26 protein-coding genes are annotated in these 25,775 nt (G+C 71.4%); 15 read left to right on the forward strand and 11 right to left on the reverse strand.

The features are described from left to right. The first annotated feature begins 34 nt into the window (after nt 1-34). Complete coding sequence (locus tag HSO01S_RS12850; protein ID WP_066042004.1) at nt 35-571, forward strand: hypothetical protein; 537 nt, start codon at nt 35-37, stop codon at nt 569-571. Between the two features lies 1 nt (nt 572). Beyond that, on the forward strand, nt 573-941 hold the full coding sequence (locus HSO01S_RS12855) for a hypothetical protein (RefSeq protein WP_066042005.1): 369 nt from the start codon (nt 573-575) through the stop codon (nt 939-941). Between the two features lie 16 nt (nt 942-957). On the opposite strand, the gene HSO01S_RS12860 is transcribed toward HSO01S_RS12855, so the two are convergent. Then, complete coding sequence (locus HSO01S_RS12860; RefSeq protein WP_066042007.1) at nt 958-1,368, reverse strand: DoxX family protein; 411 nt, start codon at nt 1,366-1,368, stop codon at nt 958-960. A 64-nt stretch (nt 1,369-1,432) separates the two neighbouring features. Between HSO01S_RS12860 and serA the strand changes: the two genes are divergently transcribed. The 4 genes from serA (at nt 1,433) to HSO01S_RS12880 (ending at nt 6,416) form a co-directional block, all read left to right on the forward strand. Next, nucleotides 1,433-3,022 carry a phosphoglycerate dehydrogenase gene (gene serA, locus HSO01S_RS12865; protein WP_066042009.1) on the forward strand — a complete coding sequence of 530 codons (1,590 nt, stop codon included), beginning with the start codon at nt 1,433-1,435 and terminating at the stop codon, nt 3,020-3,022. Between the two features lie 262 nt (nt 3,023-3,284). Then, nucleotides 3,285-4,364: a 3-isopropylmalate dehydrogenase gene (locus HSO01S_RS12870; protein ID WP_066042012.1), complete on the forward strand. Its 1,080-nt coding sequence runs from the start codon at nt 3,285-3,287 to the stop codon at nt 4,362-4,364. A gap of 13 nt (nt 4,365-4,377) precedes the next feature. Then, the gene (locus HSO01S_RS12875) at nt 4,378-5,487 is read left to right on the forward strand and encodes a branched-chain amino acid aminotransferase (RefSeq protein ID WP_084361639.1); all 1,110 of its coding nucleotides are present in this window, start codon (nt 4,378-4,380) and stop codon (nt 5,485-5,487) included. A gap of 170 nt (nt 5,488-5,657) precedes the next feature. Then, nucleotides 5,658-6,416 carry a fumarylacetoacetate hydrolase family protein gene (locus HSO01S_RS12880; protein WP_066042014.1) on the forward strand — a complete coding sequence of 253 codons (759 nt, stop codon included), beginning with the start codon at nt 5,658-5,660 and terminating at the stop codon, nt 6,414-6,416. A gap of 67 nt (nt 6,417-6,483) precedes the next feature. Here HSO01S_RS12880 and HSO01S_RS12885 read toward each other — a convergent pair whose 3' ends face one another. From HSO01S_RS12885 to HSO01S_RS12895, 3 genes are read right to left on the reverse strand one after another with little or no spacing between them, the layout of a single operon-like run. After that, nucleotides 6,484-8,619 carry a xanthine dehydrogenase family protein molybdopterin-binding subunit gene (locus HSO01S_RS12885; protein ID WP_066042016.1) on the reverse strand — a complete coding sequence of 712 codons (2,136 nt, stop codon included), beginning with the start codon at nt 8,617-8,619 and terminating at the stop codon, nt 6,484-6,486. Next, on the reverse strand, nt 8,616-9,671 hold the full coding sequence (locus HSO01S_RS12890) for an FAD binding domain-containing protein (RefSeq protein WP_084361640.1): 1,056 nt from the start codon (nt 9,669-9,671) through the stop codon (nt 8,616-8,618). Before HSO01S_RS12890 ends, HSO01S_RS12885 begins: the two co-directional genes overlap by 4 nt. Continuing rightward, the gene (locus tag HSO01S_RS12895; protein ID WP_066042018.1) at nt 9,668-10,348 is read right to left on the reverse strand and encodes a 2Fe-2S iron-sulfur cluster-binding protein; all 681 of its coding nucleotides are present in this window, start codon (nt 10,346-10,348) and stop codon (nt 9,668-9,670) included. The genes HSO01S_RS12890 and HSO01S_RS12895 overlap by 4 nt, the downstream gene beginning before the upstream one ends. A 125-nt stretch (nt 10,349-10,473) precedes the next feature. Between HSO01S_RS12895 and HSO01S_RS12900 the strand changes: the two genes are divergently transcribed. Beyond that, nucleotides 10,474-12,006: an alpha/beta hydrolase gene (locus HSO01S_RS12900; RefSeq protein WP_066042020.1), complete on the forward strand. Its 1,533-nt coding sequence runs from the start codon at nt 10,474-10,476 to the stop codon at nt 12,004-12,006. Beyond that, the gene (locus tag HSO01S_RS12905) at nt 12,003-12,578 is read left to right on the forward strand and encodes an LppA family lipoprotein (RefSeq protein WP_066042022.1); all 576 of its coding nucleotides are present in this window, start codon (nt 12,003-12,005) and stop codon (nt 12,576-12,578) included. Before HSO01S_RS12900 ends, HSO01S_RS12905 begins: the two co-directional genes overlap by 4 nt. A gap of 82 nt (nt 12,579-12,660) precedes the next feature. Here HSO01S_RS12905 and HSO01S_RS12910 read toward each other — a convergent pair whose 3' ends face one another. Further along, on the reverse strand, nt 12,661-13,101 hold the full coding sequence (locus tag HSO01S_RS12910; RefSeq protein WP_066042223.1) for a MarR family winged helix-turn-helix transcriptional regulator: 441 nt from the start codon (nt 13,099-13,101) through the stop codon (nt 12,661-12,663). A 100-nt stretch (nt 13,102-13,201) separates the two neighbouring features. Between HSO01S_RS12910 and HSO01S_RS12915 the strand changes: the two genes are divergently transcribed. From HSO01S_RS12915 to HSO01S_RS12925, 3 genes are all read left to right on the forward strand, one after another. Continuing rightward, a complete protein-coding gene (locus HSO01S_RS12915) occupies nt 13,202-14,434 on the forward strand; it encodes an MFS transporter (RefSeq protein WP_245636000.1) in 1,233 nt (410 codons plus the stop codon). Between the two features lie 13 nt (nt 14,435-14,447). Further along, complete coding sequence (locus HSO01S_RS12920) at nt 14,448-14,876, forward strand: SRPBCC domain-containing protein (RefSeq protein WP_066042026.1); 429 nt, start codon at nt 14,448-14,450, stop codon at nt 14,874-14,876. 207 nt (nt 14,877-15,083) lie between these two features. Next, nucleotides 15,084-16,553: an MDR family MFS transporter gene (locus HSO01S_RS12925; protein ID WP_084361643.1), complete on the forward strand. Its 1,470-nt coding sequence runs from the start codon at nt 15,084-15,086 to the stop codon at nt 16,551-16,553. A gap of 64 nt (nt 16,554-16,617) precedes the next feature. Here HSO01S_RS12925 and HSO01S_RS12930 read toward each other — a convergent pair whose 3' ends face one another. Next, nucleotides 16,618-17,034 carry a winged helix-turn-helix transcriptional regulator gene (locus HSO01S_RS12930; RefSeq protein WP_084361644.1) on the reverse strand — a complete coding sequence of 139 codons (417 nt, stop codon included), beginning with the start codon at nt 17,032-17,034 and terminating at the stop codon, nt 16,618-16,620. A gap of 53 nt (nt 17,035-17,087) precedes the next feature. Between HSO01S_RS12930 and HSO01S_RS12935 the strand changes: the two genes are divergently transcribed. Further along, nucleotides 17,088-18,032 carry an alpha/beta fold hydrolase gene (locus HSO01S_RS12935; protein WP_218003807.1) on the forward strand — a complete coding sequence of 315 codons (945 nt, stop codon included), beginning with the start codon at nt 17,088-17,090 and terminating at the stop codon, nt 18,030-18,032. Here the strand turns inward: HSO01S_RS12935 and HSO01S_RS12940 are convergent. From HSO01S_RS12940 to HSO01S_RS12950, 3 genes are all read right to left on the reverse strand, one after another. Continuing rightward, nucleotides 17,999-18,400, reverse strand: a complete 402-nt coding sequence (locus HSO01S_RS12940; protein WP_066042028.1) for a hypothetical protein — start codon at nt 18,398-18,400, stop codon at nt 17,999-18,001. The genes HSO01S_RS12935 and HSO01S_RS12940 overlap by 34 nt on opposite strands. 68 nt (nt 18,401-18,468) lie before the next feature. After that, the gene (locus HSO01S_RS12945; RefSeq protein WP_066042030.1) at nt 18,469-18,840 is read right to left on the reverse strand and encodes a hypothetical protein; all 372 of its coding nucleotides are present in this window, start codon (nt 18,838-18,840) and stop codon (nt 18,469-18,471) included. Nucleotides 18,841-18,922: 82 nt separating this feature from the next. Beyond that, on the reverse strand, nt 18,923-20,545 hold the full coding sequence (locus HSO01S_RS12950; protein WP_157079061.1) for a hypothetical protein: 1,623 nt from the start codon (nt 20,543-20,545) through the stop codon (nt 18,923-18,925). Between the two features lie 123 nt (nt 20,546-20,668). On the opposite strand from HSO01S_RS12950, the gene HSO01S_RS12955 reads away from it, so the two are divergent. The 3 genes from HSO01S_RS12955 (at nt 20,669) to HSO01S_RS12965 (ending at nt 22,890) form a co-directional block, all read left to right on the forward strand. After that, complete coding sequence (locus tag HSO01S_RS12955) at nt 20,669-21,463, forward strand: SDR family NAD(P)-dependent oxidoreductase (RefSeq protein WP_066042034.1); 795 nt, start codon at nt 20,669-20,671, stop codon at nt 21,461-21,463. A gap of 77 nt (nt 21,464-21,540) precedes the next feature. Next, a complete protein-coding gene (locus HSO01S_RS12960) occupies nt 21,541-22,479 on the forward strand; it encodes a DMT family transporter (protein ID WP_084361647.1) in 939 nt (312 codons plus the stop codon). Between the two features lie 9 nt (nt 22,480-22,488). Further along, on the forward strand, nt 22,489-22,890 hold the full coding sequence (locus HSO01S_RS12965) for a hypothetical protein (protein ID WP_157079062.1): 402 nt from the start codon (nt 22,489-22,491) through the stop codon (nt 22,888-22,890). 87 nt (nt 22,891-22,977) lie between these two features. Here HSO01S_RS12965 and HSO01S_RS12970 read toward each other — a convergent pair whose 3' ends face one another. Both HSO01S_RS12970 and HSO01S_RS12975 read right to left on the reverse strand, forming a co-directional pair. Continuing rightward, nucleotides 22,978-24,882, reverse strand: a complete 1,905-nt coding sequence (locus tag HSO01S_RS12970; protein WP_066042038.1) for an amidase family protein — start codon at nt 24,880-24,882, stop codon at nt 22,978-22,980. Nucleotides 24,883-24,959: 77 nt separating this feature from the next. Next, the gene (locus HSO01S_RS12975) at nt 24,960-25,691 is read right to left on the reverse strand and encodes a cohesin domain-containing protein (protein WP_066042040.1); all 732 of its coding nucleotides are present in this window, start codon (nt 25,689-25,691) and stop codon (nt 24,960-24,962) included. Nucleotides 25,692-25,775: the final 84 nt, after the last annotated feature.

Below are 25,775 nucleotides of genomic sequence, written 5' to 3' on the forward strand. Positions count from 1 at the left end.
GCGCGGCGGGCAGCACGCGCAGTAGGGTGAAAACATGAGCGACCGCCGCGACGACGACGAGGCCCTGGGCTGGGCCGGGGACGACGACCCCACCCTCAGCCCGGAGGGGCTGCCGGCCCGCGAGGCGGACGCGGAGCAGCCGACGCGGCTGACGGATGGCCTTGCGGCGCCCGCCGCATCCACCGCATCCACCGTTCCCGCCCGCCCCACGGTGCTCGACGAGGCCGAGGATGCGGAGGACCGCGCCGCCGAACGCGAGCTCGCCGACGCCGAGACCGCGGGCGCCCAGCTCAGCTCCGCCGCCCTGATCGGCCTCGGCGTGCTCGGTGGCATCTACCTGCTCTACACGATCGGCTGGATCGTGAGCTTCTCGCGCTACCAGACCCCGATCACCGTCGACTTCTCGGTCGTCACCTACCGCATCGCGCAGAGCCTCGCCGTCGCGGCCTCGCCGCTGTGGTTCGTCAGCACGCTGCTCCTGACCCAGCGACGGGATGCGCGCTACCGCTTCCTCTGGCTCGTGATCGGCGTGCTCGTGCTGGTGCCCTGGCCCTTCCTGATGGGATTCTGACGTGACGGACGCAGCGGGCGCGGGACGCGCATCCACTCTTCAGCAGGAGAAGCCCGCCAAGCGCGGCTTCTCGACCTTCGGCCGCTCGGGCTGGGCGATCGCGGTGCTCTTCGCCTTCCTGTACGCGTACCACCTGTGGGGCGGGCTCGCGAACCTCGTCGGGGTCGTCTCGACCTTCTCGAGCTTCGGCGTCGAGATGGGCGGCAGCGTCTGGACGCTGGTGATCGCCTACGCCGCCGTGCCGATCGTCGTCTACGCCGCGGCGCTGCTCGTGGGCCGCACGCTCCGCAACGGGGAGCGCGCCGTCGTATTCGTGGTGGGCTTCGCGGTCGTCTCGGTCATCTCGCTGGGCATCCTCGCGATCGCCTGAGCGACTGCCTCGCCCGTCAGAGGAACGCGACGACGAGCACCAGCGCGGCCAGCACGACCTGCCCGACGAGCCTCGGCCAGAACGGGATCGCCAGCGCCCCGAACTTCTCGCGGCGCCCGGCCGCATAGGCGTTCGCCGGGAAGACGCAGGCCAGGAACAGCACGAGCGCGATGCCGGCGGCGATCCGCGTCGGCGGGAACAGCAGCCCCAGCCCGCCCGCGATCTCGCAGACCCCGGTGAGGTAGACCAGCGTCAGCGGGGTGACCCGGCCGTCCGGCCGGAGCCACGGCGGGATCATCGCCGCCATGGTGCGCGCCGACCGGGGGACGAAGTGATTCACGCCCATCCCGATGAACACGACGGCGATCAGGATGCGGAGGATCGTGACGACGACATCGAGCGTCACAGAGCCGGTTGCGGAGTCCATGCCCTCATTCTCGCTGCACTACAGTTGAGAAGTTCCCCCGCCGAAGAACCGAAGGACCCGTCTCGTGTCGAAGCCGGTCGTGCTGATCGCCGAAGAACTCTCTCCCGCCACCGTCGACGCCCTCGGGCCCGACTTCGACGTGCGCTCCGTCGACGGGACCGACAGGCCCGCCCTGCTGGCCGCGCTCGCCGATGCGAACGCCATCCTCGTGCGCTCCGCGACCAAGGTCGACGCCGAGGCCATCGCCGCGGCCCCGAAGCTGCAGGTCGTCGCCCGCGCCGGAGTCGGCCTCGACAACGTCGACATCAAGGCGGCCACCACCGCCGGCGTCATGGTGGTCAACGCGCCCACCTCGAACATCGTCTCGGCGGCCGAGCTCACCGTCGGCCACATCCTGAGCCTGGCCCGCCACATCCCCGCCGCCCACGCCGCGCTCGCGCAGGGGCAGTGGAAGCGGTCGGCCTACACAGGTGTCGAGCTGTTCGAGAAGACCGTCGGCATCATCGGCCTCGGCCGCATCGGCGCGCTGATCACCGCGCGCCTGCAGGCCTTCGGCGTGAACGTGATCGCCTACGACCCCTACGTCACCGGCGCCCGCGCCCAGCAGCTCGGCGTCACCCTGGTGACCCTCGACGAGCTGCTCGAGCAGAGCGACTTCATCACGATCCACATGCCGAAGACGCCCGAGACCACGGGCATGATCTCGGACGAGCAGCTGGCCAAGATGAAGCCGACCGCGTTCATCGTGAACGTCGCCCGTGGCGGCCTGATCGACGAGGATGCGCTCTACCGCGCCCTGACGAACAACGTGATCGCCGGAGCCGGGCTCGACGTCTTCGTCTCCGAGCCGCCGAAGGACTCGCCGCTGCTCGCGCTGCCGAACGTGGTCGTCACCCCGCACCTCGGCGCCTCGACCGACGAGGCTCAGGAGAAGGCGGGCGTCTCGGTCGCGAAGTCGGTGCGCCTCGCGCTCTCCGGCGAACTGGTCCCGGATGCGGTCAACGTCGCCGGCGGGGTCATCGACCCGTACGTGCGCCCCGGCATCCCGCTGATCGAGAAGCTCGGCCAGGTCTTCTCCGGTCTCGCCGAGAGCCCCCTGACGAGCATCGACGTCGTCGTCAAGGGCGAGCTCGCCGACTACGACGTGAGCGTGCTGAAGCTCGCCGCGCTCAAGGGCGTCTTCACCAACGTCGTGAGCGAGAGCGTCTCGTACGTGAACGCGCCCCTGCTCGCCGAGCAGCGCGGAGTGACCGTGCGGCTGATCACCGACCCCGTGTCGGAGGAGTACCGCAACGTCATCACCCTGAGCGGTGCGCTCAGCGACGGCTCGCAGGTCTCGGTCTCAGGAACGCTGACCGGCACCAAGCAGATCGAGAAGATCGTGGAGATCAACGGCTACGACGTCGAGGTGCCGATCGCCGAGCACCTGATCGTCATGCTCTACACCGACCGCCCCGGCATCGTCGCGGTCTACGGCAAGGAGTTCGGCGACGCCTCGGTCAACATCGCGGGCATGCAGATCGCACGCCACGAGGCCGGTGGCAAGGCGCTCAGTGTGCTGATCGTCGACTCGCCCGTGCCCGACGGGCTGCTCGAGAAGGTGCGAACCACGATCGAGGCCGACCTCATGCGCGAGATCGACGTCACTGATTAGATGCCGCGCCGCCGCCTCTGCGGCGCGGGCGAGATGTTCGCGTGCCGTCGCGGATCGCGGCCTTCGGTCGTGATCCGCGGCGACGCGCTCACCCTGGGTCGTCGAGAACGGCCTGTTGCGGTCGTGATTCGCGGCGACGCGCTCACTCTGGGGCGTTGAGTACGGCCTGTTGCGGTCGTGGTTCGCGGCGGCGCGCTCACCCTGGGGCGTTGAGTACGGCCTGTTGCGGTCGTGTGCCGGTCTGGACAGTAATCTGGGGGACATGGCTCGCACGATCAAGATCGCACTCATTCCCGGGGACGGGATCGGACCCGAGGTCGTCGCCGAGGCGGTGAAGGTGCTCGACGCCGTCACTCCCTCCGACGTCGTGTTCGAGAAGACGACGTTCTCGCTCGGGGCGGGGCGGTATCTCGAGACCGGTGAGGTGCTCACCGATGAGGATCTGGCGGCGATCGCGGGCAACGATGTCATCCTGCTCGGCGCCGTCGGGGGAGTGCCCGGCGACCCCCGGCTGAAGGACGCGAACATCGAGCGCGGCCTGCTGCTGAAGCTGCGGTTCTCGCTCGACCACTACGTGAACCTCCGCCCGACCACGATCTACCCGGGAGTCCCGTCGCCGCTGGCCGAGCACGGGGACGTCGACTTCGTCGTGGTCCGCGAGGGCACCGAAGGGCCGTACGTCGGCAACGGCGGGGCGATCCGCGTCGGCACACCGCACGAGGTCGCCAACGAGGTCTCGGTGAACACCGCCTACGGCGTCGAGCGCGTCGTCCGCGACGCCTTCGCCCGGGCGGCGGCCCGCCGCGGCAAGCTCACCCTGGTGCACAAGACCAACGTGCTGACCTTCGCCGGCGGGCTCTGGAAGCGGATCGTCGACGAGGTGGGGGCCACCTTCCCACAAGTGGCCGTCGACTACCTCCATGTCGACGCCGCGACCATCTTCCTGGTCACCGACCCTGCTAGATTCGATGTCATCGTCACGGACAACCTCTTCGGCGACATCCTCACCGACCTCGCCGGCGCGATCAGCGGCGGAATCGGATTGGCGGCCTCGGGCAACATCAACCCCGACGGCACGTATCCCTCGATGTTCGAACCGGTCCACGGATCCGCTCCCGACATCGCAGGTCAGAACAAGGCCGATCCCACGGCGGCGATCCTCTCGGTCGCCCTGCTCCTGGACCACCTGGGGCTCGACGAGGCGGCCGGTTCCGTTCGCGACGCCGTCGTCACCGACATCTCCTCGCGCGCCGGCACCCGCCGCACCACGACCGAGATCGGCGACGCGATCGCCCAGGCCGTCACCCGCGCGACGGCCGCCGCACCCACTTCAGCACTCTGACGGAAGACAGATCATGACCATCGCAGACAGCACCACCTTCCCCCTCCAGTTCGAGCTCACGCCGACCCAGGATGCGCGTGCCGAGGCCGAACGCGAGGTCATCCTCGCCGACCCCGGGTTCGGCAAGCACTTCACCGACCACATGGTGCGGATCGACTGGAGCGTCGACGAGGGCTGGCACGACGCGACCGTGATCCCGTACGGACCGCTGATGCTCGACCCCTCGGCCGCGGTGCTGCACTACGCCCAGGAGATCTTCGAGGGCCTCAAGGCCTACCGGCACGCCGACGGCGGCATCTACACCTTCCGCCCGGAGAAGAACGCCGAGCGCCTGCAGCGGTCGGCCCGCCGGCTCGCCCTGCCCGAGCTCAGCACGGAGGACTTCGTGGAGTCGATCCGCCAGATCGTCACGATCGACGCCGGCTGGGTGCCGAGCGCGCCCGAGACGAGCCTGTACCTGCGGCCCTTCATGATCGCCAACGAGTCCTTCCTCGGCGTGCGGCCGGCGCAGAAGGTCAGCTACTACGTGATCGCGAGCCCCGCGGGCGCCTACTTCCCGGGCGGAGTCGCGCCGGTGTCGATCTGGCTCTCGACCGAGTACTCCCGGGCCGGTCGCGGCGGCACCGGGGCGGCCAAGTGCGGCGGCAACTACGCCGCCTCGCTGCTGCCCCAGCAGGAGGCCTACGAGAACGGATGCGCGCAGGTGCTCTTCCTCGACGGCGAGACCGGCGAGCACATCGACGAGCTCGGCGGGATGAACGTGTTCTTCGTGCACCAGGGTGGCACGATCGTCACGCCCCGGCTCACCGGCACGATCCTCGAGGGGATCACGCGCGACAGCATCATCCAGCTCGCGAAGGACCGCGGGCTCCGAGTGGAGGAGCGCGACGTCACGGTGCAGGAGTGGCGCGAGGGCATCGAGTCCGGCGAGATCACCGAGGTCTTCGCCTGCGGCACCGCCGCCGTGATCACCCCGATCTCGTCGCTCAAGTCGCCCGACTTCACGATCGGCGACGAGAACGCGCCGGCGGGGGAGCTGACCATGTCGATCCGCCAGGAGCTGACGGACATCCAGTACGGCCGTATCCCGGACCGCCATGGTTGGCTGACGAAGCTGGTCTAGCTGCGCCGCCGCCTCTGCGGCGCAGGCGACATGTTCGCGTGCCGTCGCGGATCGCGGCCTTCGGTCGTGATCCGCGGCGACGCGCTCACCCTGGGTCGGCTGGGAGGGGCCTGTTGCGTTCGGTTCCGGGGTGGATGCTGCGGCCAACCGGTGCGCCGTAGGGTGGGGGTATGAAGATTGCACGGTTCAGTCATCGGGGGGCCATCAATTTCGGGATCGTGGATGACGACGCACTCGTCGTTCTGAACGGCGACCCGATGTTCGCGGGGTTCGACACGACGGGCGAGCGCGTGCCGCTCACCGAGGCGACGCTGCTGGCCCCGGTCATCCCGCGGTCGAAGGTCGTCTGCGTCGGCAAGAACTACGCCGACCACGCCGCCGAGATGGGCGGGGAGGCGCCGGCAGAGCCGCTGCTGTTCCTGAAGCCCAACACCTCCGTGATCGGCCCCGGCGACCGGATCGTGCGCCCGCCGCAGTCGAACCGCGTCGACTTCGAGGGCGAGCTCGCCGTGGTGATCGGCTCGGTCGCCAAGAACGTCGCCGCGGCCGACGCCGCCAGCGTGATCTTCGGCTACACGATCGGCAACGACGTCACGGCCCGCGACCTGCAGAAGACCGACGGCCAGTGGGCGCGGGCCAAGGGCTTCGACACCTTCTGCCCGCTGGGACCGGTGATCGAGACCGAGTTCGACCTCGGCGCCGGCACGGTCGAGACCCGGCTGAACGGCGTGCTCAAGCAAAGCGCTCCGCTGACCGACATGATCCACTCGGTGGCCGAGATCATCGCCTACGCCTCGGCCGTGTTCACGCTGCTGCCGGGCGACGTCATCCTCACCGGCACACCGGCGGGGATCGAGCCGATGGAGTCCGGCGACACCGTCGAGATCGAGATCGCCGGAATCGGTGTGCTCAGCAACCCGTTCGTCTGAGGCTGAGCCGCTGACCGCGACCCGCTGACCCGCGACCCGCTGAACCGCTGAAGGGCGCGGCGGTTCGCTACCGGCCCCGCTGCGCCAGCTCGCCGAGCAGCGAGTCCGGCTGGATCGGCAGCGACCGCACCCGGATCCCGGTCGCGTCGTGCACCGCGTTCCCGACGGCGGCCGCGGCACCCACGATCCCGATCTCGCCGATGCCCTTGCCGCCCATCGGGGCCAGGGCGTCGTCGTGCTCCGGCAGCCACACCACCTCGATCGCCGGCACGTCGGCCGAGACCGCCACGTGGTACCCGGCTAAGTCGTGGTTGGCGTAGTCGCCGAACCGCGCATCCAGTTCGCCGTTCTCGTGCAGCGCCATCGAGATGCCCATCGTCATGGCACCGAGGAACTGCGATCGGGCGGTGCGCGGGTTCAGGATGCGGCCGGCCGCGAAGACCCCCGTCATCCGCGTCACCGCGATCTCGCCCGAGTCGAGGTCGACCCGCACCTCGGCGAACTGCGCGCCGAAGGCGAAGCGCGCCCGTTCGGCCATGGCCCCGACCTCCTCGGTCGTGTCGACGGTCACCGACAGGCCCTCGGGCGGCAGCGGAGCGCCCTGATCGAGCTGGGCACGCAACCGGGTGCAGGCCTTCGTGACGGCCCAGCCCCACGACGCCGTGCCCGACGACCCGCCCGCGACCGAGGCCTTCGGCAGGTCGCTGTCGGCGATGCGGATGACGACCGTCTCGGCCGGTACGCCGAGCGCGTCGGCGGCGATCTGCAGCAGCACCGTGCGTGCCCCGGTGCCGATGTCGGTCGCGTTGACGCCGACCTCGTAGCGGCCCTCCGGGAGCGCGGTGACGGTGGCGCCGCTGACCTGGGTCATCGCCGGGTAGATGGATGACGCGACCCCGGCTCCGGTGAGGAACCGCCCGCGGCCCTGCGCCCCGTCCGTCGGCCGGCCTCCGCGCCGCCGCTCCGGCCACCCGAAGAGCTCGGCTCCCCGCCGCAGGCACTCCACGAGGTGCCTCGAGCTGAACTCCAGCCCGCTCTCCGGGTCGACCGAGGGCTCGTTCAGGATGCGCAGCTCGACCGGGTCGATGCCGGTCGCCTCGGCGAGCTCGTCCATCGCCGACTCGAGGGCGTACATGCCAGGGCACTCGCCGGGCGCGCGCATCCAGCGCGGCGTCGGCACGTCGAGGGCCGCGACCCGGTGCGTGGTCAGCCGGTTCGGGGCCGCGTAGACGTGCCGGGTGACCTCGGCGGTCTGCTCGGCGAACTCCTGCACGGTCGAGGTCTGCGAGTAGGCCTGGTGCGAGATCGCGGTGAGCCGGCCGTCGGTTCCGGCCCCGAGCCGGAAGCGCGAGATGGTCGGCGTGCGGTATCCGGCCAGCGCGAACATCATCTGCCGTGTGTAGACCACTTTGACCGGGGTGCCGGGCAGCATCAAGGCGGCCATCGTCGCGAGCACCACGCACGGCCGAGGGGAGCCCTTCGAGCCGAAGCCGCCGCCGACGTGCTCGGCGCGCACCCGGATGCTCTCGGGATCGCGGTCGAAGAGGGTCGCCAAGGACGCCTTCACGGCGCTGGTGCCCTGCGACGAGTCGATCACCTCGAGCCGGTCGCCCACCAGCCGGGCCACGGTGGCGTGCGGCTCCATCGGGTTGTTGAACAGGGCCGGGGTGGCGTACTCGACGTCGACCGTGTGCGCGGCGGTCGCGAGCGCGGCGTCGACGTAGCCCTGCTCGCTGTCGGTGGCGAAGCCGGCGTTGACCTTCTCGGGGGCGTAGAGCGCCGGCTGGGTGGTGCTCAGCAGGGAGTCCGGAGCCTCGTCGGCGTAACGGACGACCAGGGCTGCCGCGGCCTCGCGCGCCTCCTCGGCCGTCTCGGCCACGACGAGGGCGACGACCTGCCGGCGGTAGGCGACCCGGTCGCTCTGCAGCACCAGCAGCTCGCCGTCGCCCGCATCCGCGAGCCGGAGCGCGTTGGCCGAGGTGATGACGAGCCGAACGCCCGGGAACGCCTCGGCGGCCTCGACATCGATCGAGCGGATGCGGCCGCGCCCCACGGTGGCTTGTACGGGCCAGCCGTAGAGCGTGCCGCTCGGGGTGTGCTCGGCGGCGTACCGCGCGGCGCCGGTGACCTTCGCGTGGCCCTCGAGGCGGGGCAGCGGTTCGCCGAGGGCGCCCGGTGTGCCGGCCAGCTCCTGGATGCTCATGCGTCGTCTCCCGTCGTCGGCCCCGTCGGCGCCGTCGTATCCGTCGACTCGGGCGGCTCCGTCTCGTCTCGCAGCTCGGTCAGCTCAGTCAGCACGCCGACGATCAACCGCTCGGCCAGGCCCACCTTGAAGGCGTTCTGCTCGGTCGGGGTCGCCTGGGCCAGTTCGGCCGCGGCCGCCCGCTCGAACTGCTCGCGCATGGCAGCGCCGCCGATGAGCAGTTCCTCCGCCCGGCGCGCCCGCCAGGGCTTGTGGGCGACGCCGCCGAGAGCGATCCGCACGTCGCGCACCCGCCCGTCCTCGACGTCGATCGCGGCCGCGACGGTCGCCAGCCCGAAGGCGTAGGAGCGACGGTCGCGCGCCTTGCGATAGGTCGAGACGGCCCCGTAGGGCAGGCCCGGGATGCGCACTCCGGTGATCACGGCGCCGGCCGGCAGCGTCGTGTCGCGCTCGGGATGCTCGCCGGGCAGCCGGTAGAACTCCTCGATCGGCAGGGATCCCGGGCCGTCTGACGTTTCGAAGCGGATCTCGGCGTCGAGCGCCGCGAGGGCGACCGCGAAGTCGCCGGGGTGGGTGGCGATGCAGGCGTCGGAGACCCCGAGGATGCCGAGCTCGCGCGAGAGGCCGGCGTGAGCCGGGCATCCAGTGCCGGGTTCGCGCTTGTTGCAGGGCTTCGTGGTGTCCATGAAGTAGGTGCAGCGGGTGCGCTGCAGGAGGTTGCCGCCGGTGCTCGCCATGTTGCGGAGCTGCCCGGACGCAGCCGAGAGCAGGGCCCGCGCGACCACGGGGTAGCGGGTGCGCACGAGGAGGTCGGCGGCGAGCTCGCTGTTGCGGACCCCGGCCCCGATCAGCAGACCGCCGTCGGGCTGCGCCTCGATGCCGCCGAAGTCGACGCGGTTGACGTCGACGACGAGTTCGGGGCGTTCGACGCCGAGCTTCATCAGGTCGACGAGGTTCGTGCCTCCCGAGAGCAGTCGGGCCTCGGGATGCGCGGCGAGGGCGGCGACGGCCTCGCGGGCGTCGGCGGGGCGGAGGTAGTCGAAGGTCTTCATCGGGCCGCGTCCAGGATGGCGGGGACGATGTGGGCGTAGGCGCCGCAGCGGCAGAGGTTGCCGCTCATCCGCTCGCGCACCTCCTCGTCGTCGAGGATCACGCCCTCGGCGGCGATGTCGGCCGTCGCGTGGCTGGGCCAGCCTTCGCGGGCCTCGTCGAGCATCCCGACCGCGGAGCAGATCTGGCCGGGGGTGCAGTAGCCGCACTGGAAGGCGTCGCGGCGGAGGAAGGCGCGCTGCACGGGATGGAGGCGGGACCCGTCCTCGCCGGCATCGTGCTCGTCGGTGCCGGCCCAGTCGGTGCCGGCCCAGTCGGTGTCGGCCTCGCCGGACAGGCCGCCGTCGCGGTCGCGGCCGGTGTCGGTGTCGGTGCCCCTGTCGCCGCCGGCGTCGCGTTCGCCCGAGCTGTCGCTCGCGAGCCCTTCGATCGTCACGACCTCCGACCCCGCGGCCTGCACGGCGAGGATCAGGCAGCTGTTCATCCGCCGCCCGTCGACGAGCACCGTGCAGGCGCCGCACTGCCCGTGGTCGCAGCCCTTCTTGCTGCCGATCAGGTCGAGGTGCTCGCGGAGCGCGTCGAGCAGCGTCGTGCGGGTGTCGAGCTCGAGGTCGTGCAGAGCGCCGTTGATGCTGAGGATGACCGCCTCGGTGCGCGGGCGGTCTGCGATGTCCGTCATGCGCACACGCTATGCCCGACCACGGAGCCCCGCCAGGGTCGCGGGGGAGTTCTCCCCATCGACCCCCGCGACGCCGACACCCTACGGTGGGATGACACGGCGGGGCGACACGGAGGGGGTGCCGGATGGCGGTCTACGGAGCCGACGTCGAGGAGCTGAGGCGGCTCGCGAAGACCTTCAGCGATGCTGCGGGCCGGCTCGCCGGAGCGGGGTCGACGGTCTCGGCCCAGGTCGCCGCGAGCCCGTGGAGCGGCCCGGACGCGCAGCAGTTCCGCGTCGTGTGGAGCGCCCAGCACACCAAGCAGCTGATGAGCGCGGTGCAACTGCTCGGCCAGGGCGCGTCGTCGCTGGCGAAGAACGCCGACGAGCAGGAACGGACGAGCACCGACGACGGCGGAAGCGGCACCGGCGGTACCGGCACCGGAACGGGCGGTACCGGCGGTACCGGCGGTACCGGCGGCTCGGGCAGTGAAGGCGGCACGCCCGGCCTCCCCGCCGACGGCGCCTCGGCCGACAGCGTGCGCGACTGGTGGGACTCGCTGAGCGAGGCCGAGCAGCAGCAGTACATCCAGGAGCACCCGGGCGACATCGGGAGCCTCGACGGCATCCCGGCGGCCGTGCGCGACGAGGCCAACCGTCTCTACCTCACCGAAGAGCTCGCCCGCCTCGAGAGCCTGCCCGTCCCCACCGACGCGGCCGCCGCCGAACGGCTCGCCAACGCGATCGCGGTGCTGAAGAACACCCAGGACGTGCTGGAGGCCCCGGGGCAGGATGCCCACCTGCTCCTGCTCGACACGACCTCCGGCGACCCGGTGCGCGTCGCCGTCGCGCTCGGCGACGTCGACACCGCCGACCACGTGGGCGTCTACACGCAGGGGATGAACTCCCGCGCCGACACCGCCGACGGGCTCTCCGGCCCGGTGGCCGAGATGGCGGCCCTCCGCCGCGAGACAGAGCAGCAACTCGCGCAGAGCGGCCGGGGCGAGGAGACCACCGCGATGGTGGTCTGGATGGGGTACCACGCCCCGCAGAACCTCGAGGTCGCGGACCCCGCTTACGGCGCCGAGGGCGGCCAGGACCTGGCGAGCTTCGGCGAGGGCATCCGCGCGAACAACGCCGACGGGCACCTGACGGCGCTCGGCCACTCCTACGGCTCGTACACGACCGGCATGGCCCTGCAGCAGACGGATGCTTTCGACGACTTCGTGGCGTTCGGTTCGCCGGGCATCGGCACGGGCGACATCGGCGACATCCGCACCTCCAGCGGCGAGGTCTACGTGCTCGAGGCGGCGTACGACCCGGTGGCCGACCTCGGCTACTTCGGCCCCGACACGAACCACCTCGACGGCGTCACGAACCTGAGCTCGAGCCCGCAGGACGGGATGACCGGCTCGCTCATGCACTCGGCCTACCTCGCCGACAAGTCGACCAGCCAGTACAACATCGCCACCGTCGTCGCCGGGATGCCGGACGAGTCGATCGTCTCGCCGAACGGCAACACCGGCGGGGGAGACGTCGTGCGCGAGACGGTCGGCGACGCCGTGCGCACGGTCGACCGCGCCGTCGACACCGTGGTCGACACGGCGGTCGAGACCGCCACCGAGGCCGGCCGCTACCTCCGTTACGGCTGGGATCTCGCGACCGGCTGGCTGCCGTGACGCGACTCCCGCTCCGCGCCGTCCTCGGCGCCGCCGCCCTGCTCGTCACCGCCGCAGCCCTGACCGGCTGCGGGAAAGGACCGAACGTGAACGACTCCGCCCCCGACCGGGGAACCACCGATTCGCAGTCAGGATCGCAGCCCGGCTCGCAGCCGGCCGAATCCGGCGCCCGCCCGCCGCTGCCCGAGGTCGTCGCCGGCTACGACGAGATGCTCGAGGAGATGAAGGCCGAGATCGCAGCCTCCGTGCCCGGCGGCGGCTGGACCGCGCTGAAACCGGCCCAGACCCTGCAGGGCGACCGGCTCGAAGCGGGGGAGGACGCCCTGATCGCGTTCTCGACGCTCTGGGGCTACGACGAGCCGTTCCCCGCCGAGAAGGATGCGCGGCGCGCTCTGGTCGAGCGCCTCGGCGCCATCGGCGAGACCCACGGCTTCTCGCCCGTCACGGTCTTCGTCGAGCAGGACGACGAGGTACAGGCGGTCGCTGACGACGGGTACGGCGCGGAGTACCGGTTCGGCAGCCGGTCGGAGTCGACGGTGTCGTACTCGACCGGGTCGCACCCGGCGGGCTGAGCGCGCTGCGTACCGATCACGCGGCGGGCTGACCCGCTGCGTACCGATCGGCCCGCTCACGGACCGAGCCGGCTGAAGCCGGTCAGCTCTTCGGCGTGACCTCGGCCGCGAACTCCAGGGCGTCGAGGGCCCCGGCGATCGACGCGATCTGCTCGGCGCTCAGCTCGTCGAAGAGGGTGAGCACCCGCTCGGCACGCTCGGTGCGCGCCCGCAGGATCGCGTCGGCGCCGGCCGGGGTCGACGAGACGAAGAACGAGCGGCCGTCGTCGGGGTCGGCCGAGCGCACGACGAGGGCCTTCGACTCGAGGTCGGCGAGCAGCCGGGTGATCGTGGGCGCGGCGACGCGCTCGGCACGGGCCAGGTCGCCGGGGCGGATCGGGCCGCCGCGCACGATCGTCGACAGCGCGGAGACCTGACCGGGCGTGAGTTCGCTCGTGGCCCGGATGCTGCGATTGAGGCGGCCCAGCGACAGTGCCAGGCGTGCCGCGATCTCGGCGCGGTCGGTGCGGGGATCTGAGGTCATCGGGAGGAGGCTTTCGGTACCGGGGGTGACGGACACGGTCGAGTCTCGCACAGAAGCCAACTTCTTGTAGGGAATGAACGATCTACGGCAGGATCGTCGGGTGACCTCCGGCGACCCGACGCGCGCGTGGCGCGGCTTCGAGCGGGGCGAGCGTGCCTACCGCCGGATCGTCGTCGCCCTCTTCGCCGCGGGCTTCGCGACCTTCGCGCAGATCTTCGACGCCCAGGCCGTGCTCCCGGCACTGCGGAGCGAGCTGGGGATCCCGGCGGCCACCGCGGCGCTCACCGTCTCGGCCACCACCGTCGGGCTCGCCGTCTCGGTGCTGCCCTGGTCATCCCTCGCCGACCGCATCGGGCGCACGACCGCGATGAAGCTCTCGCTGCTCTCGGCGACCGCGCTCTCGCTCGTCGTGCCCCTGATGCCGAGCTTCGAAGCGGTGCTGGTCGCCCGGGGACTGGTCGGGCTCGCTCTCGGGGCGGTGCCCGCGGTCGCGGTCGCGTACCTCGCCGAGGAGCTGCACGGCGCATGGGTGGGCGTGGCCGCCGGCACCTACGTCGCCGGCAACACGATCGGCGGCATCGCCGGGCGGCTCGTCGCCGGCCCCCTCTCCGAGGTGGTCGGCTGGCGCACGGGGCTGCTCGCGGTGTCGGTGCTGGGCGCCGCGGCCGCCGCCGTGTTCTGGGCGCTTGTGCCCGAGCCGCGCGGATTCGTGCGGGAGCGGGCGTCGGCGCATCCACTCTCCACCCGCATCCTGTTCTCGCTCCGCGACCCGGTGCTGGTGGCCCTCTACGGTCTCGGCTTCCTGCTGATGGGGGCTTTCTCGGTGGTCTACAACTACCTCGGCTTCCACCTCACCGGGGCGCCCTTCGGGGTGCCGCAGACGCTCGTGAGCCTGCTCTTCCTGGCCTATCTCTCCGGCACCGCGGCCAGCAGGGTCTCGGCTGGGCTGGGCGGGCGGATCGGCTACCTCCGGGTCATCCTCGGCGGCATCGCGGTGATGGTGCTCGGCCTGTTGCTGATGTTCAGCGACTCGCTCGTGGTGGTCGTGATCGGACTGGTGGTGTTCACGATCGGGTGCTTCAGCGCGCATCCGGTGGCCAGTGGGCTGAGCGGGCGGTGGGCGCAGGTCGGCCGGGCGCAGTCGACCGCGCTCTACCAGCTGTCGTGGCTGGGCGGCACGGCGTTCTTCGGCTGGGCCGTCGGCGTGGTCTACGACCGGCTCGGCTGGATCGCGACGCTCGTCACGGTGATCGGGATGTGCGCGGTGGCGGCCGTGATCGCCGCCACAGGGCTCGGGATGCTCCGCACCCGTAGACCGGTCCCGCCCACCTGACCAGAATGGAGGCATGACCGTGCGCGAATTCGAGATCCTGATCGAGGCCCCCGTCGAGCGGGTCTGGCAGTCGCTGACCTCTCCGGAGTACACGCGCGAGTGGTGGTTCGCGAACACGGTCGAGTCGACCTGGGAGGTCGGCGCCCCGATCCGGTACCTGGGGGAGGACGGGCTGCCCGACATCGTCGGCGAGGTGCTCGTGCACGAGCCGCCCCGGCATCTCGCGACGACCTTCCAGCCGGTCTGGTCGAAGGAGGTCGAGCACGAGGACGGCACCCGCGTCGACTGGCGGCTGGACCGCGTCGACGACGTGGCCGACGCCGAGAGCACGCTCGTGCGGCTCATCCACACCGGGGTGGTCGCGGGCAGCGTGCTCGACCGCGAGACCGACCCGGGGTGGGAGTACCTGCTGGAGAGCCTGAAGAAGGCCGTCGAGCGCTGACCCGGCGGGCCGGCCCCGCGGGCTGATCCTGTGGGCCGATCCCACGGGCGGTTCGCTGCGGGTCTGGTCTTTTCGCGCCCTAATGTGTACGCTGTTCACATTGGGACCGCGGCCGAGGGGGAATACGGCGGCCGGTTCCGCGTTCACTCTCTCCGTACCCGTGCACTTCCGGAATCCCCGGCCGCCGATCGACGACAGGACTTCCCCATGACCGACGCCATCACCGAGCGACGCAACAAGCTCGTCATCAACCTGCTCCTCGTCTCGGCCTTCGTCGTCATCCTGAACGAGACGATCATGGGTGTGGCCATCCCGCACCTGGTCACCGACCTCGGCATCACCGAGGTGGCCGCCCAGTGGCTCTCGACCGCGTTCATGCTCACCATGGCGGTCGTGATCCCGGTCACCGGCTTCCTGCTGCAGCGGTTCAACACCCGCCCGATCTTCATCGCGGCGATGTCGCTCTTCAGCCTCGGCACCCTGATCGCGGCCTCCGCGCCCGGGTTCGAGATGCTGCTGATCGGCCGCGTCGTGCAGGCCAGCGGCACTGCGATCATGATGCCGCTGCTCATGACGACGGTGATGACCCTCGTACCGCCGGCGGTGCGCGGACGCACGATGGGGAACATCTCGATCGTGATCTCGGTCGCCCCCGCGATCGGGCCGACCATCTCCGGCGTCATCCTGAGCACGCTGTCGTGGCGGTGGATGTTCATCCTCGTCCTGCCGATCGCGCTCGGCGCGCTGCTGCTCGGCATCATGCGGGTCAAGAACGTGACCACGCCGCGGAACGTGCCGATCGACGTCGCCTCGATCATCCTCTCGGCCTTCGGGTTCGGCGGCCTGGTCTTCGGCCTCTCGAACCTCGGTGCCGCGGCCACCGTGATGACCGCGGGTGTGCCGCTGTTCGTCGGGATCGTCGCGCTGGCCCTCTTCGTGCTGCGTCAGGTGCGGCTGCAGCGCCGCGACCGTGCGCTGCTGGATCTGCGGACTTTCAAGTCGAGCACCTTCACGGTGACGATCCTGCTGATGGCGGTGAGCATGCTCTCGCTGTTCGGCACGATCATCGTGCTGCCGTTCTATCTGCAGGACGTGCTGCAGCTCGACTCGCTCTCGACGGGCCTGCTGCTCCTGCCGGGCGGGATCATGATGGGCGTGCTCGCGCCGTTCGTCGGCCGGTTCTACGACAAGCACGGCCCCCGGGTGCTGCTGGTGCCCGGATCGATCATCGTCAGTGCCGTGCTCTGGGGGCTGACCATGGTCACCGAGACCACGTCGGTCTGGTGGGTGCTGACCGCGCACGTCGCCCTGAGCGTGGGCCTCGCCCTGCTCTTCACCCCGCTGTTCACGGCGGGCCTGGGCTCGCTGAAGCCGAAGCTCTACTCGCACGGATCGGCTGTCGTCGGCACGGTGCAGCAGCTGGCCGGCGCCTCGGGCACCGCGCTGTTCATCGCCGTGATGGCCGGGGTGTCGGCCACCCAGCAGCAAGCAGGGGTCGCCGAGGTGACCGCCACGGCGGCCGGCGTGCAGGCCGCGTTCCTCTGCGGTGCCGTGATCTCGCTCGCCGGGATCGTGGCCGCGTTCTTCGTCAAGCGCCCCAAGGAGGGCTCGGTCGACGAGGACGGCCTGCTCGCGGCGGGCGAGGGCGGCGCGATCGAGGGCATCCCGGTCCACTAGGCAGCCCGGTCCACCAGGCCTCCCGGTCCACCAGGGCGGCAGCGGCCCGCCCCACCGGGCGGGCTCAGCCGGCGTTCGCGGCGTCGATCTGGGCCATGTGCAGTTCGGCCCAGTCCCGCAGGGCGGCGATCGGTTCGGTGAGCGAGTAGCCCAGGTCGGTCAGCCGGTAGTGCACGCGGGGCGGGGTGGTCGCCTCGACCCGTCGGGCGACGAGCGTGTCGCGCTCGAGGCTGCGGAGCGTCTGCGCGAGCATCTTCTGCGAGATGCCGGGCATCCGCCGCTTGAGCTCGGCGAATCTGACCTCGCCCGGGTACTCGTCGCCGAGCACCTTGACGGCCATCGAGACCCACTTGCCGCCGATCCGGTCGAGAAGCTGCCGGGTCGGGCAGTCGCGGCTGAAGAGATCGCCGCGGTGCGCGTCGGCGCCGGTGGTCACCGAAAGGTGACCAGGTGTGTCGAAAGTGCCGTCTTCCGCCGTCATCGCGCGCTCCCTATCGTTGGGCTGGTCACCAATGGTAACCACCGAGGAGCACCGTGAACGCACCGATCCCGAACGCACCGGCCCTGTCGCTGAGCGCGGTCACGACGAACGGCACGACGCTCAACGTCGCGAGCGGCGGCGAGGGTCCGGCCGTGCTGCTGATGCACGGCTTCCCCCACACCTGGCGCGTGTGGAGCCCGATCCTCGACGGTCTCGCCGCAGGCCACCGGGTGATCGCGCCCGACCTCCGCGGCCTGGGAGACAGCGCTCGCGCCTCGGACGGCTACGACGCCGGCAACCTGGCGAGGGACATGCGCGGTGTCCTCGAGGCCTTCGGTGAGACGTCGGCGGTCGTGGTCGGGCTCGACGCAGGGGGGCCGCCGGCTTTCCTTCTCGGGTTGGAGCATCCGGAGCTCGTAGACGGTCTCGTGCTGATCGAGTCGACCATCGGGCGTCTTCCCGGGGCGGACGAGTTCTTCCGCGCCGGACCACCGTGGTGGTTCGGGTTCCACGCCGTGCCGGGCCTCGCGGAATCGGTGCTCGCGGGGCAGGAGGAGGCGTACGTCGACTTCTTCCTCCGCATCGGCACCGCGGACGGCAAGGGAATCGACGCCGGCATCCGAGATGCCTTCGTCGAGGCCTACCGGAGGCCCGACTCGCTCCGCTGCGCCTTCGAGTACTACCGGGCGATGCCCACGAGCGCCCGGCAGATCGACGAGGCGGTGCGTCGGAATCGGCTCACCGTTCCCACGCTCACGGTCGGCGGAGGGGTGGTGGGTGACGCCACCACCCGGCAACTCGGCCCGATCGCAGACGATCTCACGAGCCGGCTCATCAGCACCAGCGGGCACATCGTGCCCCTCGATGCGCCGGAGGAGCTGGCCGGACTTCTGAAGCGCTTCCTCGACGGGCTCGGCGAGACCGACGGGCCCGACGGGCTCGAAAGGCTCGGTGGAGAGCCGGGTCAGGCGGCTCGGGCGATGAGCCCGCGGGCGTAGTTCGCGCGGTTCTGCAGCTCGTAGAGCTGGGCGGCCGGGTTGTAGCCGACGGGCTCGGCAGACTGGTAGGTGAACGAGCCGTTGACCACCGTGATCTGCATGAAGCCCGAGACCCGGTTGTCGCGGGCCAGCAGGAACAACAGGCTGAACAGGAACACCACGAAGAAGCCCACGATCGCCAGCACGATCGCCCAGGTCGGGGTGACGCGGTCGACGCGGGTCTGGTCGGTGATGTAGATCTGGGTGCCGGCCAGCGGCACGGTTCCCTGGGGCGTCATCAGCCAGTGCTCGGTCATCACGATGTCGCCGAAGCGCACGAGCGGCTGTTCGGTCGACGGACTGCCCGTTCCGGACTGTTCGAGTGACATGACGGTGTTTCCCCCCGGAGTGATGCGCGATGCTGGGGACCCAGCACCCCATCGACCCTACCGGGAGCTCAGGTGACAGGCGAGAGCAGCACCGCGAGACCGGCGACCGTGACGCCGCTGAGGTTCAGCACGATGCCGACCCGGATGCTGAACACCTTCTGCGCGTAGGCCTGGTCGAGTTCGAAGCCCAGCACGGGGCAGCCGGCCCAGACCAGCAGGGCGAGCCCGAAGCCCGCGACCACGGCACCGAACCAGAACGCGACCGCGATCGGGAACGGCAGTTCGAAGGGGCGCCAGCCCGACGCGATGAGGGGCCCGAGGGCGAGCGCGGGGGCGATCATGGCCGCCGCCGTCCAGATGGTGCCGGACCGCATGATCCGCTGCACCTCGACGGCGCGGGTGATCACCTGATCGGCGGTGGTGGTCGCGAAGTCAGTCACGATTCCCAGTTCTACTCTTCGCGGTGCGCCGCGGCAATGCCGATCGTTGATTCAGGTCAACGAGTTTTCGGGGAGCCGGTTCTCACTGGTACGAGATGAAGTCCGGCACCGGGTTCACCTGGGTCATCGTCTCCTGCGGCGTGAGCATCGGGGCGTCCTCGTCGTAGAAGTTCTTCCACCCCCACGCGATGCCGGCGGGGGCGTTCTCGTGCAGCGCGTTCCAGGTCGACTGCTTGTCAGGCTGGGCGCCCTGGCCGTCGACGTGGATGAGGTACTCCAGCTCGGGACGGGACAGATCCAGCGACGCCCGGTCGCCCACCATCGAGGTGCGGAACTGGTGCAGCACGAACATCTTCGGCGGCAGCGCCTTCTCGGCCACCAGGTCGGCGAGCCAGTCGGCCACGGACTCCACCTCGGCCCGGCTGACCGTGCCGATCTGCTCGAGCGGCACCTGGTCGGGCGCGAGCCGCCACTCGGGGTCGAGGGCGAGCCCGACCCCCGGGTACTCGAGCAGCTTCTGGTAGAGCTTCGCCTGGGTGAGGAAGTCGGTTCGGCCCGGCTGCAGGTCGAGCACCACGGCGACGCCCGCCGCGGCGGCGGCCTGCACGTAGGGCTCGAGCGCCGAGACGTCGCGCTCGTTCGAGTAGTCGCCGTCGTCGCCCGCATCTCCGGCGGCCACGGTCGCGATGATCTCGAGGGTCGGGACGACGAGCCGGTCGGAGTAGGGCTGGTACGAGGATGCGAGCTGCTGGGCACGCGCGATGGTCGCGTCGACGCCCTGCTCGCCGAGCACGCCGAGGACCGGGGCATCCGGCGTGCCGTAGATCGCGACGTAGCGGTGCTCGCCGAAGAGGCCGAGGCCGCCGCCGGGCACCTCGGCGCCCGATCGGGCGACGCGGACGGCCCAGTCGGCGGCGGACGCGGCGGCGGTCTCAGGGCTGCCGGTGGCGCCGTCGGCGCCTCGGGCGAAGTCCTCGCCGAGGAAGAGCACGTGCGGAGCGTCGCTCGCCCGCAGGGCGTCGACGAGCTCGGGGGAGTCGAGCAGGCGCTCGGGCGGATCGGTGATCGCGGTGACCGCGACTCCGGCCGCGCGGGCCGTGGCCGCCGGGGCTGCCGCCGCTCCCGTCTCGGCCGCGCCCTCGGCCAGGGCGACGGTGTCGGTCAGGGGCTCGGCGGGTTCGGGCCGCGCCGAGTCGGGTAGCGACGGCTCGTCGGCGAGCGGCACGACCTGGATGTCCGGGTCGGCGGGATCGAAGGAGCCGGAGCCGGCGATGACGACCGTGCGCACCTCGAGCCGGGCCAGCTCGTCGGCCAGCGCGGAGGAGGATTCCGGCGACGACGATTCCGCCGACGGGGTAGCGGTCGGCGAGGCGTCGCCCGCCGGGCTCAGGAGCAGGGGCACGTGCAGGCGCTCGCTCGCCTCGGCTCCCTCGGCGATCGCGGCGTCGTAACCCGCCGGGGCGACGACCACGAGCGGCGATCGTTCGAAGAGGGCCGAGCTCGCCGCGATCGCGGCGGCCACGGGATCGGGGGAGGCGAGCACCGTGGTCGCGTCGGCCGGGGCGGTGGTGACCACGCTGCCGGCCCCGGCATCCGCCGAGGGGCTCGGAGACGCCCCGCCCATCGCGACGCAGGAGCTGAGGAGGAGGCTGCCGGCGAGGGCGGCGGTCACGGACAGGGCCAGGGTCGATCGCGTTCTCGTCATCACGTCGAGGCTACGCGAGCCCCCTGACATCGCAACCGGCACTGACAGCCGGCGCTGGCATCGCGTCCGACGGCGCAGGAGCCTAGCCTGGACGGGAAGGACACCCACGAGGAAAGGATCCCCATGCAGCTCGACCTCAGCGGAAAGACGGCGCTGGTCACCGGATCGACCTCCGGCATCGGTCTCGCCATCGCCCACGGACTCGCCAAGGCGGGCGCGACGGTGGTGGTGAACGGCCGCTCGGCCGACCGCGTGGCCGACGCGGTCTCGGGGCTGCGGGACGCGCATCCGTCGGTCTCGGTCATGGGCATCGACGCGGACGTCACGACCCAGCCCGGGGTCGACCGGCTGCTCGCCGAGATCCCCGCGGTCGACGTGCTCGTGAACAACCTCGGCATCTTCGGCGCGGTCCCGGCGCTCGAGATCACCGACGACGAGTGGCGCCGCTACTTCGACACCAACGTGCTCGCCGCGGCCCGGCTCATCCGCAGCTACCTGCCCGGGATGATCGAGGCCGGCTGGGGACGCGTGATCGACATCGCGAGCGACTCGGCCGTCGTGATCCCGGCCGAGATGATCCACTACGGGGTCTCGAAGACCGCCCTGCTCGCGGTCTCGCGGGGCTTCGCCAAGGCGGCCGCGGGAACGGGCGTGACCGTGAACTCGGTCATCGCCGGGCCCACCCACACCGGCGGGGTCGAGGACTTCGTCTACGAGCTGGTCGACACGTCCCTCCCCTGGGAGGAGGCGCAGCGCGAGTTCATGCGGCTGCACCGCCCGCAGTCGCTCCTGCAGCGCCTGATCGAGCCGGAGGAGATCGCCAACATGGTGGTCTACCTCGCCTCGCCGCTGGCCTCGGCGACCACGGGCGGCGCGCTGCGGGTCGACGGCGGGTACGTCGACTCGATCCTGCCCTGACGCCGGGCGCGCCCTGAGGCCGGGCCTGCCCTGACCCGGCGTGCCGGAGGGCTCCGGCCCGATGCCAGACTGAGGGCATGACGGATGCCGGCCCCCGCGCCCCCGGTCGCGGTCCGGTCGTGATCGCGACCGTGTCGCTTCTCGCGGCCACCCTGTTCTGGGCCGGCAACTACGTCGTCGGCGCGGCCGCGGTGGCGGCGCTCGACCCGATCAGCCTCGTCTTCCTGCGCTGGGCCTTCGCCGCCCTGCCGCTCGTCGCGGTCGCCCAGCTGGTCGAGCGCCCGCGCTGGCGCGAGGTGCTCCGGGCCTGGCCGTGGCTGCTCGCCCTCACCGCCACGGGGCTCCTCGGGTACACCCTGCTGCTCTACACGGCGCTGCAGTTCACCGATCCGTTCAACGCGTCGCTGATCAACGCCTTCAACCCGGCGCTGATCAGCATCGCGGCCGTGCTGTTCCTGCACGAGCGGCTTCGCGTCTCGGCGGTCGTGGGAATCGTGCTGGCGCTGGTCGGGGTGCTCATCATCCTCAGCCGCGGCAGCCTGGAGACGCTGCTGGGCGGCGGCTTCGGGATCGGCGACGTCTTCATGGTGGGCGCGATCCTGGCCTGGACCGCCTACACCGTGCTCGGCCGGCGCGCGCCGCGGCTGCCCGCGATCACCTCCACCGCCGTGCAGGCCGTGATCGCGACCGTCGTGCTGGCCCCGGTCGTGCTCCTCACCGGCGGACCGGCGCTGCCCTCCGCGCCCGAAACCTGGTGGGCGCTGGCGTTCATCGTGGTCTTCCCCTCGGTGCTGTCGTACCTGCTCTGGAACCGGGCGCTCGCCGTCATCCCCCCGGCCCGGGCCGGCGTCTTCCTCAACCTGATCACCGTCTTCACCGCGGTGCTGACCCTGCTGGCCGGCCAGCCGTTCACCGCGGCGCAGGTGATCGGCGGCGTGATCGTGCTCGGCGGGGTCGCGCTCGCGAACGCGCAGGCGTTCCGCACCCGGCGCCCGGTCGGGCCGCCGGGCGGTTAGGGTCGAGCCATGGGGGAACGGGACGAGCCGCTTACGGATGCTGCGGACAGGGGTGTGGAGCGCCGGGAGTCCGCCTGGGAGCTGCCGCTGACCTGGTTGCGCGAGGAGAAGTTCTGGCGCGACATCCTGACCCGCGTGGTGGCGGGCGTGCTCACCGCGGCGATCATCTACCTCGGCGCGCTGCTGCTCGGCTATCTGCACACGCCCGAGCTCGGGGCCACCGTGCTGCTCGCGCTCGGCATCGCCGGCGCCCTGCTGCTGCTCGCGATCGCGGGTGCCGTGCTGCGTTCGGTGCTGCGGCGGCCGGCCGGGAGCCCGCTGCCGGTCGGACGGATCGTCGTGATCGTCATCCTGGGAATCGCCGCCGTCGCCCTGATCGTGGGGGTCGTCTCGGACGTCGTCGGTCGCTGACGAGCGTCGGGAACGCGGAACGCCCGCCCCGCTCCGTGAGGAGTCGGGACGGGCGTCCTGCTGCGATGGCTGACCGAGCCGGCCGGCTCAGCCCAGTGGCCCGTACAGCGCGGGCGTGGTGCGCGCGTGCGTGGCCTGCTCGAAGGCGTAGCCGAGCCCGATGATCGTGCTCTCGGCGTAGTCACGGCCGAGGAACTCCAGGTTCACCCCGCCCCCGGTGACCGTGTTGTCGGCCGCGATCGCCTGGCCCATCGGCACCGTGATCGCGGGCATCCCGGTGTTCGGGCTCAGCCGCATGTTGGTGCTGTAGGTGCCGTAGGGCGTGCCGGACGGGTAGATGAGGGCATCCAGGTTCTGGGTGTCCATCAGCTGCGTCACGTAGGCCTTGCCGGTGGCGATCTGCGTGGTGTGCGAACCGGCAGGGCCCGCCCACGCCTGGTAGGCATCCTCGGTCACCGCGTTGCGCTGGTTGTAGATCGAGGTGCGCGAGGTGACGAAGTTGCCCGAGGCGATGATGTCGCCGAGCGTGCGCGGCACGACGTTCGCCGAGAGGTGGTTCTGGATGTACGTGTTCAGGTCGTGCTTGAACTCGTTCGTCGAGCCGCTGCCCTCGTTGAGGATCTTGTTGAACGGGTCGGTCGAGGCGGTCGAAACCGTGATCGGCACCACCGTCGCGCCCTGCGCCTCGAGCGTCGCGACCGACTGGTTGAACAGGCGGAGCGTGGTGGCGTTCGTGCTGACCATCGAGGTGACGTAGCCGATCCGCTTGCCCGCGAGGGCCGTCGGGTCGAGGGCCGCCGTGTAGGAGTCCGGCACCTTGCCGATCTGCGCCGAGGTCGCCGGGTCGGCCGGGTCGACCCCGGTGACCGCGTCGAGGGCCACCGCGGCGTCGGTCACGCTGCGCGCGATCGGGCCGCCGGTGTCCTGCGACAGCGCGAGCGGGATGATCCCGTCACGGCTGGTGAGGCCCACGGTGGGCCGGATGCCGACGAGCTGGTTGTACGTCGAGGGCACCCGGATCGAGCCGCCCGTGTCGGTGCCGAAGCCGATCCCGGCGAGGTTCGCCGAGATCGCCGCACCCGTTCCACCGCTCGAACCGCCCGCGGTCTTCGTGGTGTTGTACGGGCTCGCGACCAGCGAGGTCAGCTGCTTGCCGGTGGCGTCCACCCCCTGGAACGAGGTGTACTCCGAGACGAAGCCGTAGGCGAACTCGTCCAGGCTCGCCTTGGCGAGGATGACGGCGCCCGCGTCGCGAAGCCCCGTGACCATGGCCGCATCCGTCGTCGGCTGGTTGGCGTTCCAGCAGGCGCAGCCACCGGTGGTCGGCATGTCGGTGGTGTCGTAGTTGTCCTTCAGCGCGATCGGCACACCGAGCAGCAGGCTGGTCATGCCCGAGCTCGCACGGGTCGCATCGGCCGCCGCGGCGACCTGGAGGGCGGCGGCGTTCGTCGTGATGATCGAGTTCAGCGCCCGGCCGCCCTGGCCGGCGTCGACGACCGTCTTGTCGTACGCGGCGATGCGGTCGAGGTAGTCCTGGGTCAGCTCGACCGAGGTGATCACCCCGGCGTTCATCGCGGCCTGCATGTCGATGGCCGAGGCCTCGACGAGCTGGAACGGGCCGTCGTCGTAGACCATGCGGCTTGAGACGGCGGCCAGGTCGCTGACCGTGATCGTGCCGTCCGCATCCACGTCGGCGGGGGCGACCGCGCTCCAGTCGGCGCTCGCCGCGGTGGCACCGAGGTGCGCCGAGACGACGTCGAGGTCGGCGGTCGTCACCTGGCGGTCGCCGGTGACGTCGAGCTCGGTGTAGAACGGCGCCAGCAGGGGAGCCGCCGAGCCGGGGGCGGCGGCGGTGGCTGCGGTAGAGGCAGCGGCGGGTGCGGCGCCCAGCTCGGCCGCGCCGGCCGGGACCGCGACGAGCGTGCCGAGGGCGAGGGTGGAGATGAGGCACGTGGCGGCGGCTGCCGCGGTGCGGACGCGTCGTGGGTTCACGGATCGGTTCCTCGGGCTGGAAGGGCGGGAAGGGCTGGAGGGGCGGGAAGGATGGCCGGGGGCCGGCGGCAGGATGCTCATCGCGCGCTCGCAGCCCGGCGCCGGAGCACCACGACCAGGCCGACGGCGAGGGCCGCCACGGCGAACACGATGAGACCGCCGACGCCGAAGCCGGTCAGCGCGAGCGAGCCGCTGTCCGACGAGGCGACCGCGGCAGGGGTCGCGGTGGCGGTCGGGGCGTCACTGGGCGTGGGGCTCGGCGTCGCGGTGGGCGACGTGGTCGGGGGAGTCGTCGGCGGCACGGTCGGCGCCGCGGCGATGTCGATCGCGGCGGCCGGGGTCGCGGGGATGACGGTGCCGGCGCCCGATCCGTCGACCAGCGTCACGTGGGCGGTGACGGTCGCGTCGCCGGCGGCGAGTGTCGTCAGCTTCACGGATGCGGCCAGGTCGCCCGAGAGCGCGGGCGAGGTGCCGAGTCGCGTCTGCAGCAGGGTCACCTTTCCGTCTCCGGTGACGGCCGAGAGGTAGCCGCCGGCCGGACCGGTCTCGGTGTCGGCCTGGTAGGCGAGGAGGGCCGGGTCGAAGTCGAGCTCGATCTGGTAGGCGAAGACGTCGGCGGTGCCGGCGAGGCCGATGGTGACGTCGACGGGGGCGCCGACGGTGACCGCGGGGGTCACATCCAGGTCGACGGGCACGGGTGCCGGTGCGGCGACGGCCGCCTGGGCGCCGAGGAAGGAGAGGCCGAGGGCGAGTCCGCCGGCCAGAGCGGCCGCTCGGATCCGCCGGCGGCGGGTCGGGTTTTCATGCATCAGGACGTCGTCCCACTTTCGCTGGTCGGGAACGGGGCTCCGGCAGGTGCGCCGGCGCTCGGAACGCAGGAGAACGCGGCGCGA

It is taken from the genome of Herbiconiux solani NBRC 106740 (assembly GCF_001571005.1).
GTDB lineage: Bacteria > Actinomycetota > Actinomycetes > Actinomycetales > Microbacteriaceae > Herbiconiux > Herbiconiux solani.

Excerpts from the sequence above, each read along its gene's own strand:
- HSO01S_RS12955 (WP_066042034.1), top strand. The coding sequence starts at position 20,669 with ATGCAGCTCGACCTCAGCGGAAAGACGGCGCTGGTCACCGGATCGACC.
- HSO01S_RS12925 (WP_084361643.1), top strand. The coding sequence starts at position 15,084 with ATGACCGACGCCATCACCGAGCGACGCAACAAGCTCGTCATCAACCTG.
- HSO01S_RS12960 (WP_084361647.1), top strand. The coding sequence starts at position 21,541 with ATGACGGATGCCGGCCCCCGCGCCCCCGGTCGCGGTCCGGTCGTGATC.
- HSO01S_RS12940 (WP_066042028.1), bottom strand. The coding sequence starts at position 18,400 with ATGTCACTCGAACAGTCCGGAACGGGCAGTCCGTCGACCGAACAGCCG.
- HSO01S_RS12870 (WP_066042012.1), top strand. The coding sequence starts at position 3,285 with ATGGCTCGCACGATCAAGATCGCACTCATTCCCGGGGACGGGATCGGA.
- HSO01S_RS12920 (WP_066042026.1), top strand. The coding sequence starts at position 14,448 with ATGACCGTGCGCGAATTCGAGATCCTGATCGAGGCCCCCGTCGAGCGG.
- HSO01S_RS12900 (WP_066042020.1), top strand. The coding sequence starts at position 10,474 with ATGGCGGTCTACGGAGCCGACGTCGAGGAGCTGAGGCGGCTCGCGAAG.
- HSO01S_RS12950 (WP_157079061.1), bottom strand. The coding sequence starts at position 20,545 with ATGACGAGAACGCGATCGACCCTGGCCCTGTCCGTGACCGCCGCCCTC.
- HSO01S_RS12975 (WP_066042040.1), bottom strand. The coding sequence starts at position 25,691 with ATGCATGAAAACCCGACCCGCCGCCGGCGGATCCGAGCGGCCGCTCTG.
- HSO01S_RS12910 (WP_066042223.1), bottom strand. The coding sequence starts at position 13,101 with ATGACCTCAGATCCCCGCACCGACCGCGCCGAGATCGCGGCACGCCTG.
- HSO01S_RS12875 (WP_084361639.1), top strand. The coding sequence starts at position 4,378 with ATGACCATCGCAGACAGCACCACCTTCCCCCTCCAGTTCGAGCTCACG.
- HSO01S_RS12850 (WP_066042004.1), top strand. The coding sequence starts at position 35 with ATGAGCGACCGCCGCGACGACGACGAGGCCCTGGGCTGGGCCGGGGAC.
- HSO01S_RS12880 (WP_066042014.1), top strand. The coding sequence starts at position 5,658 with ATGAAGATTGCACGGTTCAGTCATCGGGGGGCCATCAATTTCGGGATC.
- HSO01S_RS12885 (WP_066042016.1), bottom strand. The coding sequence starts at position 8,619 with ATGAGCATCCAGGAGCTGGCCGGCACACCGGGCGCCCTCGGCGAACCG.
- HSO01S_RS12860 (WP_066042007.1), bottom strand. The coding sequence starts at position 1,368 with ATGGACTCCGCAACCGGCTCTGTGACGCTCGATGTCGTCGTCACGATC.
- HSO01S_RS12930 (WP_084361644.1), bottom strand. The coding sequence starts at position 17,034 with ATGACGGCGGAAGACGGCACTTTCGACACACCTGGTCACCTTTCGGTG.
- HSO01S_RS12890 (WP_084361640.1), bottom strand. The coding sequence starts at position 9,671 with ATGAAGACCTTCGACTACCTCCGCCCCGCCGACGCCCGCGAGGCCGTC.
- HSO01S_RS12895 (WP_066042018.1), bottom strand. The coding sequence starts at position 10,348 with ATGACGGACATCGCAGACCGCCCGCGCACCGAGGCGGTCATCCTCAGC.
- HSO01S_RS12965 (WP_157079062.1), top strand. The coding sequence starts at position 22,489 with ATGGGGGAACGGGACGAGCCGCTTACGGATGCTGCGGACAGGGGTGTG.